The following is a 15,572-nucleotide window of genomic DNA, read 5'->3' as shown; positions in this document are numbered from 1 at the left end:
CGATTGCCCTGCCGGCAATCCTGGTCAGTCTTAGCCCTGAGATTATTCTTTTGACAGCACTAAAATAACACCGGCAACGATTAAACTTAAACCCACTATGCGCCGTAAGGGAAGGGTTTCGTGAAAGACGAAGTAACCCAACAGCACGGAAAAGACATAGCCCAAAGCCAGAGCCGGCCCTGCCACGCTGAGTTTAACGCGAGAGAGCAGCAAAATATAGGCAATCACCCCGACGCCATAGAAACTTAAGCCGACTGCAAGTTCGGGGATGACCATCATGCCTAAAATATCGCCAAAAAAACTGCCGGGGTGGGATTTCCCGATCTTTAAAGCGCCGGATTTCAGGAAAAACTGCCCCGCCGCACTCGTTACGATTGATATTAGGAATAAACCAAACTCTTGCGGGGTCACAGAGGTGTCCTTATACGAGCAGCTCAGTTTCTCAGTGTACAAGCTGCGCTCACGCTAGAGCTACGATTGATTTGAGTCGATACACATACAGGTGTCCATCCTATGACTGGTGTTGTAAATTCCCCCCTAACGGGCGAGCAAATTTCTGCATGGCTGCGCGGACTGCTGACCATTGCTTGGGCAGACGGCCACTTCGATCCAGAAGAACAAGCCATGATTGGAGAGTTAACTCAAATAGAATTAGCCCCCCGTATTGACTTAGGGCCATTGGAGCCAATTTCTCCAGAAGAGCTAGCTGCGATATTTGGGAACGACCCTGTCATCACAGAAAATTTTATGAGAACTGCGGTGATGGTGGCTTTGGCAGATGGGGTGTATTCTGCCAGCGAAGACGAACAATTGCAGGAGTTTTGTCAAGCTTTAGGACTGAATGTGGAGCTGCTTGAGGCGCTGCGCCACACGCTTTACGATCAACACGAGGACAGTCATGCTGAAACTGTTAACGCGCCCAAACAGGGACAAGGACTTGCTTCACCGGCACTGACAAAACGCCAGCGAGATATGCTGCGTCCCGTGCGCTACTGGCTGGATGATTTAGAAATTCACGACCCCAGAGTGGCTCGCTTCTTGTGTAAAATGATTCCCTCCCAGTGCCCCTTTGAGCGAGATGTCAAGCTGTTTGGCCAGAAGGTGGTGCATATTCCCCCACTGTGCAAGCTCAATCCCCTTTACGATCAATTAGTCGGTCTACGCTTCCGCGCCTTATCTTACCTAGCTGATGATTGCGGTGAGGATGTCTCCTCTTACTGCTAGCCTCATCTGCGTTTATCTGCGGTTAAAAAACAGAAATCTCTGATGAGCCGGCCTTCCAGCAATTTTGCCCCAGTGACAGACCAAAAAGCTCAAGGCACACTCGCCCCTACCCAATGACAAAGGACAATTATGCAATTTATTGATCGAGCAGAAATTCAAGTAGACGGCGGCAACGGGGGCGACGGAATGGTTGCCTTCCGGCGGGAAAAATATGTACCGGCGGGTGGCCCTGCCGGCGGCAATGGCGGCAAGGGCGGATCTGTGATTATGGTGGCGGTTGAGAATGTCCAAACGCTGCTGGACTTTCGTTACGCCCACCAATTCAAGGCGGAAGACGGCAAACGCGGCGGGCCAAGTAACTGCACGGGGGCCAACGGTCGTGACAATATCCTAGAAGTTCCCATCGGTACGGTTGTTTATGATGCTTCCACCGGCGAAATGCTTGCGGATCTTGTGGAAGCCGGCCAGACATTTTGTGCCGCAGCCGGCGGTAAAGGTGGTTTAGGAAACAAACACTTTCTCAGCAACCGCAACCGGGCACCTGAGTATGCTTTGCCTGGGTTACCAGGGGAAAGCCGGCTGCTGCGGTTGGAATTAAAACTGTTAGCTGAGGTGGGGATCATCGGATTGCCCAATGCCGGCAAATCAACTTTAATTTCCTCTCTCTCAGCGGCGCGTCCAAAAGTGGCGGATTACCCATTTACAACGCTGATCCCAAATTTAGGGGTCGTCCGCAAACCCAGCGGTGATGGAACCGTGTTTGCCGACATCCCCGGATTAATTGCCGGCGCTCATGCCGGTGCCGGTCTTGGCCATGAATTTTTGCGACATATCGAGCGCACAAAAGTGCTGCTGCACCTGATTGATGCTGCCGATGATGACCCGATTGCCGCTTATCAAACGATTCAGGAAGAGTTGCACGCTTACGGACGCGGACTCGCAAACCGCCCGCAAATTATCGCCCTCAACAAAATTGATGCGGTTAACGCAGAAACTCATGATTTAGAAGCTCTTAAACGCACACTTTCTGAAATGAGTCAAGTCCAAGTTTTTGCGATCTCCGCAGTCTCGCGAGAGGGACTAGAGCCAATGCTACAGAAAATCTGGCAATTGCTTGATGAAATGGCCCTGGTAGAGCCTTTACCCGTATCCTTTTAGCGACCCCGAAAAGGAGCGCAAAGACTGGCCCTCTGCGTCCTTTTGCCTTAAAAAACAAACGCCGGCTTCTCCCTACTTACTGAAAGATTGGTAAGCCATGCGAGAGAACTGCTGGATCAATTCTGATCCCCGATCATCATTGTGAGGGCGTTTAACCATCACAGCCGCAATATATCGCTTGCCGGTGGGCAGATCGATGATGCCAACATCGCCCACCAGGGAACCAATATCGCCGGTTTTGTGAGCGATGGTTGCTCCGGGTTCTAGTCCTTGGGGCAGCAAGGAATTATTTAAAGTCCCTTGCATAATCGCCAGCAAGCGATCACGGCTGCGTAATGACACCAGCTTGCCTTGATGCACCAAAGCCAGTAAATTGGCCATATCTTTAGGACTGGTTGTATTGGTTCCTTCTAAATCGGGCAGGACGTTGCGGATTGCAGTAGTGCTTAACCCCCAAGATAGAAACCGCTGATTGAGGGCAACGGCACCACCTAAGCGATCAATCAGCATATTGGTGGCGGTGTTGTCGCTGATCGTAATCATCTTCGTGGCTGTTTCCAGGGCGCTGTACTTCGTGCCTGGCGGCTGCAACTGCATATCTCCAGAACCTTCAGCGATCTGCTCAGCGCTCATCGTCAGACGCTCATCTAGACGAATTTTGCCCTCATCCACATCTTGGAAAAAAGCGATGAGAATGGGCACCTTAATCGTGCTAGCAGCCGCAAACGTTCCCGATCCGTCCAAATCGATATAAGCGCCTGTATCGAGATTAACGAAAAATGCTCCGGCACTCAACTCGGCATTTTGAGCAACCAAAGCCTGCATCTGGTTTTTCACCGGCACGAGTTCCTCACCCAGCTGTAAGTCAGGCAGTTGGCTTGCCTGGGCAGAATTGTTCTCTCCACTCTGTAGGCTTTGCTGAGACTGACCGCTTTGGGCCACTACAGATGCGTGGTTAACGGTTTCTGAAGCGGGATAGCGGCTGGCTGGATCAAATACAGATAGTAGCGTTCCTGCGATTACGCCAATTCCTACCCCTAAAATCAGCATCCGAGTGCCGTATACCAGGGGAGAGGTCGATTGCTGGCGCGGCTGGTTCTTTGGCGTGCCCTTCTTTCTCTGGCGGGGTGGTTGGGTGGCTGGTTTGTGAGTTTTACTGGTTGAGTTTTGCGGGGGCTGTTTTGCGGATTGCCGGCTGGCTGAGGACTGCTGGCTGGCTGGGATCTGGGTTTGACGGGACGGGCGCGGATCAACAGGCTGCACCGGCACGGTTCGTTTCTGGGATCGCGGGGTTGTTGAGCTTGGCCGATATGGCTTGATATCGCCCATCGTGCGTCGCGCAGAATTTAAAGAGGTTCGCGAAGCCGGCTGGACGGGATTTCCTGTCTGAGACTGTCGGGAATTGACAGTAGCCGATCCAGCCCCACGGCGTTTGGTTGGCAGTGGGGAAACCGGCTGGGGTTCGTTGCGGGGATTGACGCGATCCGGGCTAAACAGCTCAGTTTCCCCATTGCCGTCTTTATCTACGGGCTGCCGTTGCCTCCCTGATCTTGCCTGGGGTGGCTGTTCTTGGGGCGGTTGCCGGCGTTGCTTGCGGTTATCGCGCCGGCGCTCCCGACGTGGTTTTTCTTCCGACACGTTTCGCAATTGTCCTGCTGATTGATTGTGCGATCTTGACTCTGTTGACGTCTCATCTGACGCCGGTTTTGATGGCACTGCCGACAAAATTGACCGAATGGGAGTTCTCTGAGCCACACCAGACTCCTTTACATTTCACCAATAAGAGGCTGCACCCACGCAGTGTTGCGTTTGTACAGCAGCCTTTACTTCTACCCTATTTGCGGACTTTTTCCGCAAAAGCTGAGCCACGATCTTGTTAGGCTTCGCTCCTGTCCTTCGGGCCGGCTTTGCCAAAGTTTAGCGGGTTCTTAGGAGAATCGCTAAGCTTGTCTGCAGAACAGTCGGGCAGCGTTTGTGCCTGAGCGCTATGCGACGCCTTTAGCGTATCATCAACCATCCTCTGGTTGGATAAGGCCCACTCAACCTGTCTAAGGATACCCCGTAACATCGACACTTCTGATCCTGAAGGCTGGGCGCGGTTAAACAGGCACCGGAATTTTTCCATGCGGCTGGCAGCCGTGTGAGGGTAAAGGTATTCGATTTTGAGCAATAGGGCTTCTAGTTGCTCATAGTACCCTTCCAGCGCCTCTAGGGGGGCGGAGGTCGGATTGAGGGAGAAGGATGGTTGGGTGATGTTGCTGTTTTGCGTTTGTGTTTCCTCGAAACCCTGTTGTCTTTTTTCTTCCCATCGCGCACTCTCGGAGAGTTCGTAGCAGCAAATCGCTACTGCCTGAGCCAGGTTTAAGGAGGGATAGATATCTGTTGAAGGAATTCGCACAAATCGCTGGGCATATTTTAATTCTTCGTTACTTAAACCCCGGTATTCTGGGCCAAATATTAAGGCTGCCGGTGTCTCTAGCAACCAAGGCAAGCCGCTGCGGGGGTGTTCCATAACTGGGGGGGCAATGGATCGATCGCGAGAGGTTGTAGCAATCGCTCGCTGGCATCCTTGCAGCGCTGCCGGCAGGCTGGTAACAAGCCTGGATGATTCTAAGATGTCTGCGGCGTGAACGGCCATTTTGCGGGCGTCTTCTCCGAGGGGATCGCATTGGGGATTGACGAGCACCAGCTGTTGCAGCCCCATATTTTTCATCACTCGCGCGATTGCCCCGACGTTAAGCGGGCCGGCTGGCTCTACTAATACAATCCGAATTCTGGATAATAAGATACTGCTGTCAAGTTGCATTTATTCAAATAAATTGCGACCGTTATTGATTCTTCAAAATATTTACTAGCCTTGCCCCCCAAATTGTGGCATAATTCAAGGCAATTTTATTTCCAGTTAATTGGTTTTTGTCTCATGTATTGATTCAAAATTTTGGACGCTCTTGAGTATCTGCTCTCCAAGCTAGTTTTCCGTAGAATTGAAAGGAAATGTATGGTCAAATTAGTATGGGACGGGCACGCTCCAAATCTGACTTGCCGACGAAAATTTGCCCCGTATGTCAACGCCCCTTCACATGGCGTAAAAAATGGGCCGATTGCTGGGATGATGTGAAATATTGCTCTGAACGCTGTCGTAGGCGTCGCTCTGGGGCTGGACTGGAGACTCAAGAATAGGGAATGGAAAAAACTGCTGACGAATTCTCTATTTCTAATTGATTACTGACAACTGACAAATGACTATTCACAAAGTACAACCTAAGCTAATTATCCACGGTGGTGCCGGCAGTTCCCTGAAAGGAAAAGGTGGGGCTGATGCAGTGCGTAAGTCACTCTACAAAGTGGTAGAGGATGTTTATGGGCTGCTGGTGGCGGGAGCAAGTGCTAAGGACGCAGTGATTCGGGGCTGCCACTTGTTAGAGGACGATCCGCGCTTTAATGCCGGCACGGGTTCTGTACTGCAATCAGACGGTCAGATCCGCATGAGCGCTTCCCTCATGGATGGCGCGGCGCAGCGATTTAGCGGTGTGATCAATGTGTCGCGCGTGCAGCATCCCATTGAGCTTGCCGAATTTTTACAGGGTTCGGCGGATCGGGTGCTGTCAGATTTTGGGGCAGCAGAACTTTTGCGGGAGTTGCAAGTTCCTCTGTACAATCCTCTAACTGAAATTCGGTTGCAGGAGTGGATGCAGGAACGTCAGGAAAACTTTGTTCGCGAAGCGGCTGGGGTGGTAGCTGAAAACGAGTTGGTCGAGGACAGCAACGCCGGCTATGGGACAATTGGTGTAGTGGCGCTGGATAGCGAAGGGTGTTTGGCAGCCGGCACTTCGACCGGCGGTAAAGGTTTTGAGCGGATCGGGCGCGTGAGTGATTCCGCAATGCCGGCGGGCAATTACGCCACAGCAAAAGCGGCGATCAGCTGCACCGGCATTGGGGAAGATATTATTGATGAGTGTTTAGCCCCGCGAATTGTGGTGCGAGTCACCGATGGTTTATCCCTGGTAGAAGCATTTAAGCGTTCGTTCACAGAAGCCGGTGCCAGCAAACGCGATTTTGGCGCAATTGGACTCGATGCAAATGGGGCGATCGGTTGGGGTAAAACCAGCGAAGTTCTGTTAGCTGCTTATCACACCGGCAATCAAATGGGCGACACCCTCGATTTGAGTGATGGCATTGAAAGTGGCGGGTTATAAATGTCTTAAAATTTGAGTTTTGAATTCAAGCTTAATCAAAATTCAAAACTCAAATTTTTGCGATTAAGAAGATGTGAGAAAATCGTTAAGTCTACAACCTTTTTTGCTTGAAAATGTTTACCTTTGATCAGGTTTCAGCCACTCAACTGCCTGAGCTAAAATGTCTTGTCGATTAACCATTTCCCTTCAAATACTTGTAAAGCTGCTCTCTCTAGGGCAACTTCATCTCCATCTTCTAAAATAGCTAGCACCTGCGCTTCATTCAAGTAATAACCACCGGCTTTAGGTTACTTGCTGGTTTTTTCAATCTCACGAACCACATTTTTGACAGAAACTTTCCAAGCGCGAGTAGAGAGATTTTTCGCGTTCTGCTTCATTAATTGGATGAGAAGAATCAAGCCATAACTGTCAATTTTGTTAATCTTGTCATTTAGGCTGATTTCTTCTAACTCACCCACCGGCAGCAGCACTTTATTAACTTTGCCTTGCTGTAGAAGTTGCTTGAGTTCTAGCAATTCTTCTATTGCATCTGCAAACTATTTGCTTTCATCTGCGGTTTCATCTTTCTGGGGTTTCATCCGCCACCCTTGCTTGACAGATTGGCGAGAACGTGCGATGACCAAACAATCTTTGGGAACGTCTTCCGTCACCACAGAACCGGCAGCCACGGTAACATCTTCCCCAAGCGTCACCGGCGCGACGAGAACGCTGTTAGAACCGACTTTGGTATTCGAGCCAATGTTGGTTGGGTGCTTGTTCACGCCGTCGTAGTTGGCGGTAATTGTGCCGGCACCGATATTCACCCGATCTCCCAGAGTGGCATCGCCTAGATAGGATAAATGAGCCACATTGGTTTTATCGCCGAGGGTCGTATTTTTCATCTCGACAAAATTCCCGATCCGGCAGCCGGTTCCCACGTTGACATGACCGCGCAGATGTGAGTATGGGCCAATACGGGTGCCGGCGGCTACGACGCTATCTGTCACAACCGAATAAAATACTGTAACCTTTTCACCTAACTGGCTGTTTTCAATTAAACTTCCAGGCCCGATGCGGCTGCCGGCTTGAATAATCGTTTGGCCACGCAGATGGGTTTGCGGTTCAATCACCACATCCGATTGTAACTGCACCGTATCGTCAATCGTGATGCTGTCCGGGTCGATCAGCGTCACACCGGCAGCCATCCAATCATCCTTCACCCGCATCTGCAATATCTGATAAGCCGTGGCTAACTGTTTGCGGTCATTAATTCCGAGAATTTCCTGATAATCTTCAACATCCACCGCCATCACCGGCTCCAGATAATTGACCGCATCTGTCAGATAATATTCCTGTTGGTCGTTTTCCGCCTTCAGACGCGGCAGCACTTCTGCCAACGAGGGCCAGTGGAAGCAGTAAACGCCGGCATTGATGCGGCGATTTTGCTTTTGTGCTGGGGTGCAGTCGCGATCCTCCACAATTTGTTTAAGCAGATTTTGACCATCACAAAACACCCGCCCGTACCCCTTCGGATTCGGCAGATGAGCCGTGAGAATCGTTGCTGCGTTGCGGTTTTCTGTGTGCGTCTGTAGCAGCATTTTAATAGTTTGGGGCCTCAGCAAAGGCACATCCCCATTCAAAACCAGTAAATTGCCTTCAAATCCCTCTAAATGCGGCAGAATTTGCTGGACAGCATGGCCGGTTCCCAACTGCTGTGTTTGTTCAACAAATTCCACACCACCTGTATATGATTGCAGGGATTCTCTTACTAAATCTCCCCGATATCCAACGATCACGATGCGCCTGGATGGCTGTATTGAGAAACAGCTATTGAGAACTCGTTCGACAAGTGATCGCCCGCCCAAAGAGTGTAAGACCTTAGGCAGGTCAGATTTCATCCGCGTTCCGCGTCCAGCCGCTAAAATTGCTACTGCTACCATTCGTTTCTGAGCCAGTTTCTCCCAATGGAGTATACCCTGCAACAGCCCCTATCCTGCCGGCTTTTCCCTCAGCTTCAGCAGGAGTGAGTCAATTGTAGATTCTCAATTTTAGATGATAGATTGGCTCACTCTCTTATATTTTGAGCTTGAACTTTGCCCTACAACACCGACGAAACGCTGGGTTGAAGCACTTCCATCGCTTCTATTTTGAGATGACTGTTTCCCGGCAGTGTCAGAATAAATTCCCGAAACTGCTTAACCAACTCAGGATTACGCCACCCTTTGTTCGTTTCCTGGGCGATAATTTCTAGGGCTTCTGCCGGCGAGAAGGCTCGTTTGTAAGGGCGTTCGCTTGTGAGCGCGTCGTAAATGTCAATGAGTTGAAATACCTGTGATAGGAAGGGAATCTCCTCTGCCACCAAACCCTCTGGATAACCGGAACCGTCCCACCGTTCATGATGGTATTTAATGATGGGCAGAACACCGCGCATCGTCCGCAAGGGCTTGCAGATTTTCTCTCCGATTAGGACGTGCTGATTCATGATCGCCCGCTCTTCATCGGTAAATGGACCCTTTTTCAGCAGCACGGCGTCAGGAATTCCCACTTTTCCAATATCGTGGAGATACCCGCCCCACATCAAATCCCGCAGTTCAGGACGGGACAGGTTGAGAAATTCCCCAAACTCTTTGCCCAAATCAATCAGCCGTTCGCAGTGATCGCCGGTGTTCGGATCTCGGCTTTCCACGGCGCGGGCGATGGAGAAAAGCACTTGTTCTGCATGGTCTAAATCTTCATTAAGACGCTTTTGGCGTACCAATGATTTGACGCGGGCGGTAAGTTCTAAGTGATCGAAGGGTTTGGTCAGGAAGTCATCGCCACCGGCTTCAATTCCTTTAATGCGGGATCGCCGGTCGTTGAGGGCGGTGATAAAAATAACTGGGATGAGACGCGTCTGCTCATCCTGCTTGAGATACCGGCACACCTCAAACCCGTCCATCCCTGGCATCATCACATCCAGCAGAATCAGATCGAGATTAGTCTGGCTAACGCACTTAATCGCAGCTGGGCCACTTTCTGCTTCAAAGACATCATAGCCTTCCACAGAAAGTAGGGCCACCGCTGTCATGCGGCTAGCTGGATGATCGTCAACAACGAGAACTTTTGGCGGTTCTAAATCTAGGAAGCTCACGCTCGCACACCTTGCTGTAGGAACTTACAGACGTACTTGATAAATAAGAAGCAAAACTAATAGGATCGGTTTGTCTAAAGGTCCGCTTCTACTCTTCTGACATTATCTTGAATTGTCATGGGATAGAAATCAGGCTTTCCACGTAAATCCCTTGCCTCTCTAATTTATTTTTAACAGCCCCATGAATTTTTGTGTTTAACAAATGGCCGACTGAGGGCGAGGACGGCTAAAGTTTAAGTTTCTTTCTTCTAAATTCGCACAAGAGACTGCTTATGTGCCCGTTTTTTTAAACTTCTGTTACATTTATACAAAATAAATTCTAGTTTCTCAAAGAAACTCAGGAAATAGACCAGCGTTTTTTCCAATGGGATGTGGGTTCTAAAGAAGATGCCTGCTGTTCAATTTGACGCCGCCCAATAATGGTTGCCGCGCAGTCATGCAGATGGGGATCACGGTAGGGGATCGCCGCACGAGTTTGCAAGTGTTCCCGCTCTTGTTGAGACAAACCCAGTAAATCTGCGGAAGTCTCGATTGCCAGGGGTAAATCATTTTTCCCTGCCACTGTACCGGGTGAGCGCCGGCCTACGGGCGAAGTTGAGGCGATTTGCAACCCGGCGCTGATTAAAGCGGCGCGAACGGCGGCTGAACACGAATAAGTTGCGATTAAGCCAAGGGGGTGGAGGCAGTTTGCCGCTAAACTTAAAAATTCCACAGTCCATAACTGAGGGCAACTGGGTGGGGAGAAGGGATCAAGGAAAACCGCATCTGCTTGGAAACCCGACCGGCAGACCTGCTGAATCGTTTGTCGGGCATCACCGATCAGCAATTGTGCTTGCAGACGGTCTGTTTCAATTTGGCAAGATGCAACAAGTTGGGTTAAAAGTTGAGGAATCGGTGCCGGCCACTGGTTGAGCAGATCATGTGAGATCGCAGCTTTGGGCGCAACGGGGTCTAATTCCAGTCCGATCCATTCGATGCGACAGTTAGGATTAACGGCCCAAATCGTGGCTAAAGCAGCGGCGGTGTTATAGCCGAGTCCGTAACAAATATCCAGCAGCCGCAACACGGGTTCTTGGGCTTTATGGGCAAGCTGTAGCGGTTGCGTGAATTTAAGTTCAGCTTCTTGCCGTGCTCCAAAATGAGAGTGAAAAGTTTGGCCAAATTCTGCTGAGAAAAAGGTGAAGGAACCGTCAGCGGTGAGTTGTGGGGTAAAGTTTTCAGTGTCTTGCATCGTTTGTCAGTTATTCTTTACTCTTGACTTATGACCTCTTACCATTAATGACTGACTCTAAACAGTGGCCGGCAGAATCTTTGGATGCCGGTGAAGTGTGGAGTTAGTCCGGTTAAGTTTTATTATTTAGTGGCAATTCAGCGAACGGACGGACTCTGTGAAGACTTTCATTCGGCGTTCCCATTCTGGAGGCGAGGGACTCAAAACCGATCCAGAAGGCCGGTTTGCAACGACTCAAGTGCTTTTTATGAGTTTTACACGGATTGTCTGCCTTTTTAAAGAAAAATATTTGTGCTTTTGAGTTTTAATAATGTTCTTGATGAAAAATTCTGCTAGTCACTATGACGCATTTTAATTCTGTAGAACTTCCCGATTCGGGGAATGCAGAAGCCATCGCCTCTCTAATCAATTATCTTCTTCACGACACCGGCATTACTGCAAGGGCAGTTTTGAAGGATAATTGTTTGCAAGTGATGCTGGAATCCGATCAAGTTCCTGATCCAAATTCATCTCTAGATTTCATTCGTCAAATGATGATGGAATGGGAAATTAAATTTGTTGAATTTATCGAAGTTTATGGAATAAAGATTGGGGATGATTCTCCAGCTTGGGCAGAAGTTATCGTTTTAAAAAGTCAGAATGATAAAAATTTTCAGCCAACAAGCGAAGAACTGAAATCTGTTGATCAAAACTCGATTAAACTTAAGAAAAGACGATGGCCGGCATGGTTTCCCTATCCAATTTCTTGGTTGAGAGCGCTGGGGTTACTTTTAATTGCGTTTCCTCTCACCAGTTTAATCGTGTTTAGGTTAAATATTATTACCTCATCTGCACTGATTAGCAGCCATGATGTTTTGGTAATTTTTGCGGGATATTGGGTTTTATTGCCGACTTTATGCTTTAGTTTATTTTATCATTTTTTAGATGCGGTTGTTCGGTCAGAAAAATCTTCATATTTATCTAAAGTAATTCTTTATTTTAAAGGATTGTGGGAGGGAGTTTACGGTACATTTATTATCGGTTTATCTTTTTTAATTATTTTAAACAGTCTTGCTGCTTTTTTTGTCTTAAAGTGCAGCTTAGGAGGTGCGGGAAGTGAGGATATCAGTAGTTGTATTGGACGTGAATTTGGATACAGGGCATGGGAGATTTTTGACAGTGTTGAAAACTTTTGGGATGTCAGCGGTCGTGGCGTGATCATGGTGGGGAAAGATGGGTTCGCACTTAGACCTTGGCTGGTAATCTGGTTTGCAATCGCGGCTTATCTTTACCAAGTTGAGTGCCTGATTCGGCGATATTTTACGCCGAAACAACTGGCAAAAGGACTGCTGGTGAGTTTGTTTGCCGTGGTGGTGGCATCCGGAATTGCTTTATCTTCTAAATGGCCCGAAGGCAGACAAGCGATGCCGGTGGTGTCCCAGAAGCCGGCGCAAGTGCCCTCTAACCCGATAATGCCTAAACCGATTCCCGGTGAAACTCCCTTGCCGGTTCCCTACGCGCCGGCAGTTGCCACACCTTCTAAAATTCTGTTGAAAGCGCCGCCGCAAATGCCTCAACTTGATCCCTTCCCAGTGGCAATGACTAAGGCGCAGAATGCGGTAAAACTCTCTAAATCAGCTAAATCTCAGGATGAGTGGAATTTAGTTGTCAGTCAGTGGCGACAGGCAAGTGCCTTGATGGAAGCAGTGCCGGCATCTAGTCCCAACTATGCGGTGGCACAGCAAAAAGCAATTGAGTACCAGGAAAATCTTGCCTACGCTCAGAAAGCAGCAGCAACTCGCCTCCGATAAAGTCGAGGCATCGCTCAAAGTAGAGTTTTTCTGCGGCCATGCTATGCCCTGACTCACGCACTTTTGCAATTTTCCCACCTCTGCAAAAATATCAACAGCCCTTCTTTGCAGTTTGTGAGCCAATGAATGACGCTGATTTTCTCGTTTCCCCCCAGTGGTTAGCCGAACACCTAGACGATCCACTTCTGGTGATCGTCGATTGTCGCTTTTCCCTCGCCGATCCAGAACTAGGGCAACAGCAATACACCGCTAATCACATTCCCGGAGCGTTTTACTTGGATCTCAACCGGGATCTTTCCAGCCCTGTTGGTCGCCACGGTGGCCGGCATCCCTTGCCCGATCCGCTCAAGTTGGCAAACACGCTGGCAGCGACCGGCATTAATTCTCAAGAAACTTTTGTTGTTGCTTACGATGATTCTAAATTTGCTTTTGCTTCGCGCCTGTGGTGGCTGCTGCGCTATTTAGGGCACGACCGAGTTGCGGTATTGGATGGGGGCTTCACCGGCTGGCAAGCGGCTGGTTATCCCGTCACGGCTGAAGTGCCGGTTCCCAAGCCGGCAGCGTTTGTGCCCGTACCCCAACAGGAACGGGTGGTGGATATTGAGTATGTCAAAGCCCACAAAGATTTGCCGGGGGTTTTGCTGGTAGATTCCCGTGAGCCGGATCGCTACAACGGTTTGCGAGAACCGATTGACCCGATTGCCGGCCACATTCCTGGCGCTGTTAACTATCCCTGGCAAGCGGTTACAGACGATCAAGGTCGGGGGCTGTCGGCTTCTGAGCAAAAGCGCCGGTGGGTGGAGGGGACGCAAGCGAAGGAAATTATTGTCTACTGCGGCTCCGGTGTCACGGCTTGCGTGAATTTGCTCTCCCTGGAAATGGCCGGCATCCCAACAGGCAAACTTTATGCCGGCAGTTGGAGCGACTGGTGTTCTTATCAAGTTTGAAGGGAAGTTGAGGCCGAGAATGAGGGGATTAGGGAATAGAAATTTAGGCGTGATCTTTCTTGCCGATGATTTCTGTTGCCTCTTCCTAGCCTATTTTCGCAGAATTTATTACAAAGTAATGCAGTTGTCTAAAATTCTTTACTGCATTTGTATAAATATTCTCTAAAAAAAGATATAGTACAAAAATATAAGGGAAAATCTTGCCAAAAATGGTTTATTCGGAAATTATACCAATTTTGGGATAGAGATTTGGAGTTTGAGATTTTCAAGCCGGAACTAAGGGCCATTTTCTACCGGCAGGCGGTTGCTTTCTGTGGGGAAAAGAAGAGAGGGGATGTGCCGGCATACCTAAAATCCCCTGATCTCGGACTCCAAATCTTACTAAAAATCAAAGTAAATAAACGGTGGGGTGCCATCGGGGGCAAGTAGCGCCACCGCGAAGAAACACAGCGGCACCAACAAAATTTTCACAGGCCAATTTAACTCTAATTTGAGAGTTCGATTGATTAAATAAGAGAGTGCCATCGCTGCAACTAAAGCACCCAGGAGCATAGAGATTTGCAAGCGATCTAAACCCATCGTTTCTAGGTAAACCTTCTGGGTAAACTGGATATCAGCCGCGTGTCCCCAAAGATGCTGAATTGCCCAACTTGAATATCTCAAATCGGGAAGTCGGAACCAGATCCAAGCGGTAAAAACCATTGCCTGAGTCAGTAACCATGCAGTTAGTACACCGGGGATGCTTTGCCACCAGCGTTTGAGAAGTGGCAACCGATTTGATAGGGCTTCTGTCAGCCGGTGAATCACCAAAGCGACACCGTGAATCCAACCCCAGACAACAAAACCCCAGGCAGCACCGTGCCAAATGCCGGCAATTAACATCACAATTAATAAATTCAGACAAGTACGGTCTAAACCTTTGCGTGAGCCACCCAGGGGAAAGTAAAGGTAGTTGCGAAGCCAATCTCCTAAAGTAATGTGCCAGCGACGCCAAAAATCCGCAATGCTAGTGCTGAAGTAGGGAAAGTCAAAATTTTCTGGCAGGTTTAATCCCATCAGCATTGCACTGCCACGGGCGATATCTACATAGCCACTAAAATCAAGATAAAGTTGCAACCCATAAGCGAGGGTTGCTAACCAGATATCACCACTGCCGGCGCGTTGCAAATTCTCGAAACTCAGATTAACAAGAATCGCTAAGCGATCAGCAAGTAATCCTTTTTTTACTGCCCCAGAGGCAATTAACCAAAGTCCTTCCGTCACGCGTTCAGCAGAGGGAAACTTTAGGGTTTGTAGCTGGGTGGTTAGATGATGATATCGGGTAATTGGGCCGGAAATTAGTTTAGGAAAGAAAAACTTGTAGGCGGCAAACTGCAGTAATTGCTGGCTTGCCGGCGCACCCCGATAAACATCAATGAGATAGGCAAGACACTCAAATGTGAAAAAACTCAGCCCCAAGGGCGCAAAAATATGGGTGCGGAACCAACCGGCACTTTGCCCCGCTTCTGGCAATTTCAACAAAGTGCCGGCAGATTCTAATAAAAAAGGCACGTACTTGAAGCTCAACAGCACCAAAACATTTAAGAAAATGCCAAGCCACAAAATTGCCAGACGCCGGGGACTCCAATTTGCTTGAGCAACTTGCAAGTCTTCATGATCTGAAATATTTTCATCTAAAGACTGCCGGTGTTTAGATGTTTTTGCGTTGAGTGCGCGTCCAAAGCGGAAGTTAATCAGAATGCTGACCAACAGCAATGGAATATATTGAAATTGCAGCGAGGCGTAAAATACCAAACTAGCGCTTAAGATCACCCAGAGACGCCAGCGCTGTTGCTGAACCGTCCAATAAACGCCGAGGAAGCTGAGAAGAAATAAGGCGTAAGGAAGTGAGAGAAATTCCATCTGACGAATGAAGGA

At 49.0% G+C, this 15,572-nt stretch carries 14 protein-coding genes; 6 read left to right on the top strand and 8 right to left on the bottom strand.

Annotated elements, in window-relative coordinates; translation table 11 throughout:
• Window positions 1-42: 42 nt before the first annotated feature.
• On the bottom strand, window positions 43-411 hold the full coding sequence (locus tag H6F73_RS15845; RefSeq protein ID WP_190759728.1) for an EamA family transporter: 369 nt from the start codon (window positions 409-411) through the stop codon (window positions 43-45).
• A 102-nt stretch (window positions 412-513) separates the two neighbouring features.
• Here H6F73_RS15845 and H6F73_RS15840 point away from each other — a divergent pair, with 102 nt between their 5' ends.
• The gene (locus H6F73_RS15840) at window positions 514-1,224 is read left to right on the top strand and encodes a Mo-dependent nitrogenase C-terminal domain-containing protein (protein WP_190759727.1); all 711 of its coding nucleotides are present in this window, start codon (window positions 514-516) and stop codon (window positions 1,222-1,224) included.
• Window positions 1,225-1,353: 129 nt separating this feature from the next.
• Window positions 1,354-2,382, top strand: coding sequence for a GTPase ObgE (obgE, locus tag H6F73_RS15835; protein ID WP_190759726.1), 1,029 nt, complete (start codon window positions 1,354-1,356; stop codon window positions 2,380-2,382).
• 72 nt (window positions 2,383-2,454) lie between these two features.
• Here obgE and H6F73_RS15830 read toward each other — a convergent pair whose 3' ends face one another.
• The gene (locus tag H6F73_RS15830) at window positions 2,455-4,137 is read right to left on the bottom strand and encodes a serine hydrolase (protein WP_190759725.1); all 1,683 of its coding nucleotides are present in this window, start codon (window positions 4,135-4,137) and stop codon (window positions 2,455-2,457) included.
• A gap of 121 nt (window positions 4,138-4,258) precedes the next feature.
• Window positions 4,259-5,188 carry an RNA methyltransferase gene (locus tag H6F73_RS15825; protein WP_190759724.1) on the bottom strand — a complete coding sequence of 310 codons (930 nt, stop codon included), beginning with the start codon at window positions 5,186-5,188 and terminating at the stop codon, window positions 4,259-4,261.
• A 206-nt stretch (window positions 5,189-5,394) separates the two neighbouring features.
• On the opposite strand from H6F73_RS15825, the gene H6F73_RS15820 reads away from it, so the two are divergent.
• Together H6F73_RS15820 and H6F73_RS15815 are read left to right on the top strand one after the other, a co-directional pair.
• Window positions 5,395-5,562, top strand: a complete 168-nt coding sequence (locus H6F73_RS15820; RefSeq protein WP_190760040.1) for a DUF2256 domain-containing protein — start codon at window positions 5,395-5,397, stop codon at window positions 5,560-5,562.
• Between the two features lie 59 nt (window positions 5,563-5,621).
• On the top strand, window positions 5,622-6,578 hold the full coding sequence (locus tag H6F73_RS15815; protein WP_190759723.1) for an isoaspartyl peptidase/L-asparaginase: 957 nt from the start codon (window positions 5,622-5,624) through the stop codon (window positions 6,576-6,578).
• 287 nt (window positions 6,579-6,865) lie between these two features.
• Here the strand turns inward: H6F73_RS15815 and H6F73_RS26045 are convergent, their stop codons facing one another.
• The 4 genes from H6F73_RS26045 to H6F73_RS15795 form a co-directional block, all read right to left on the bottom strand.
• Window positions 6,866-7,093: a hypothetical protein gene (locus H6F73_RS26045; RefSeq protein ID WP_199330617.1), complete on the bottom strand. Its 228-nt coding sequence runs from the start codon at window positions 7,091-7,093 to the stop codon at window positions 6,866-6,868.
• A gap of 21 nt (window positions 7,094-7,114) precedes the next feature.
• Window positions 7,115-8,497: a bifunctional UDP-N-acetylglucosamine diphosphorylase/glucosamine-1-phosphate N-acetyltransferase GlmU gene (gene glmU / locus H6F73_RS15805; protein WP_190759722.1), complete on the bottom strand. Its 1,383-nt coding sequence runs from the start codon at window positions 8,495-8,497 to the stop codon at window positions 7,115-7,117.
• Window positions 8,498-8,655: 158 nt separating this feature from the next.
• Window positions 8,656-9,687: an HD domain-containing phosphohydrolase gene (locus H6F73_RS27290; protein WP_190759721.1), complete on the bottom strand. Its 1,032-nt coding sequence runs from the start codon at window positions 9,685-9,687 to the stop codon at window positions 8,656-8,658.
• 337 nt (window positions 9,688-10,024) lie between these two features.
• On the bottom strand, window positions 10,025-10,918 hold the full coding sequence (locus H6F73_RS15795) for an MnmC family methyltransferase (protein WP_190759720.1): 894 nt from the start codon (window positions 10,916-10,918) through the stop codon (window positions 10,025-10,027).
• 341 nt (window positions 10,919-11,259) lie between these two features.
• Between H6F73_RS15795 and H6F73_RS15790 the strand changes: the two genes are divergently transcribed.
• Window positions 11,260-12,708, top strand: coding sequence for a hypothetical protein (locus tag H6F73_RS15790; protein WP_190759719.1), 1,449 nt, complete (start codon window positions 11,260-11,262; stop codon window positions 12,706-12,708).
• A 122-nt stretch (window positions 12,709-12,830) separates the two neighbouring features.
• A complete protein-coding gene (locus H6F73_RS15785; RefSeq protein WP_190759718.1) occupies window positions 12,831-13,655 on the top strand; it encodes a sulfurtransferase in 825 nt (274 codons plus the stop codon).
• A gap of 381 nt (window positions 13,656-14,036) precedes the next feature.
• On the opposite strand, the gene H6F73_RS15780 is transcribed toward H6F73_RS15785, so the two are convergent.
• Complete coding sequence (locus tag H6F73_RS15780) at window positions 14,037-15,557, bottom strand: MBOAT family protein (RefSeq protein ID WP_190759717.1); 1,521 nt, start codon at window positions 15,555-15,557, stop codon at window positions 14,037-14,039.
• Window positions 15,558-15,572: the final 15 nt, after the last annotated feature.

The sequence above is a fragment of the Microcoleus sp. FACHB-68 genome (assembly GCF_014695715.1).
Lineage (GTDB): Bacteria > Cyanobacteriota > Cyanobacteriia > Cyanobacteriales > Oscillatoriaceae > FACHB-68.
Note: the sequence above shows the minus strand (reverse complement) of the source record. Positions and strands in the feature narration are given on the sequence as shown.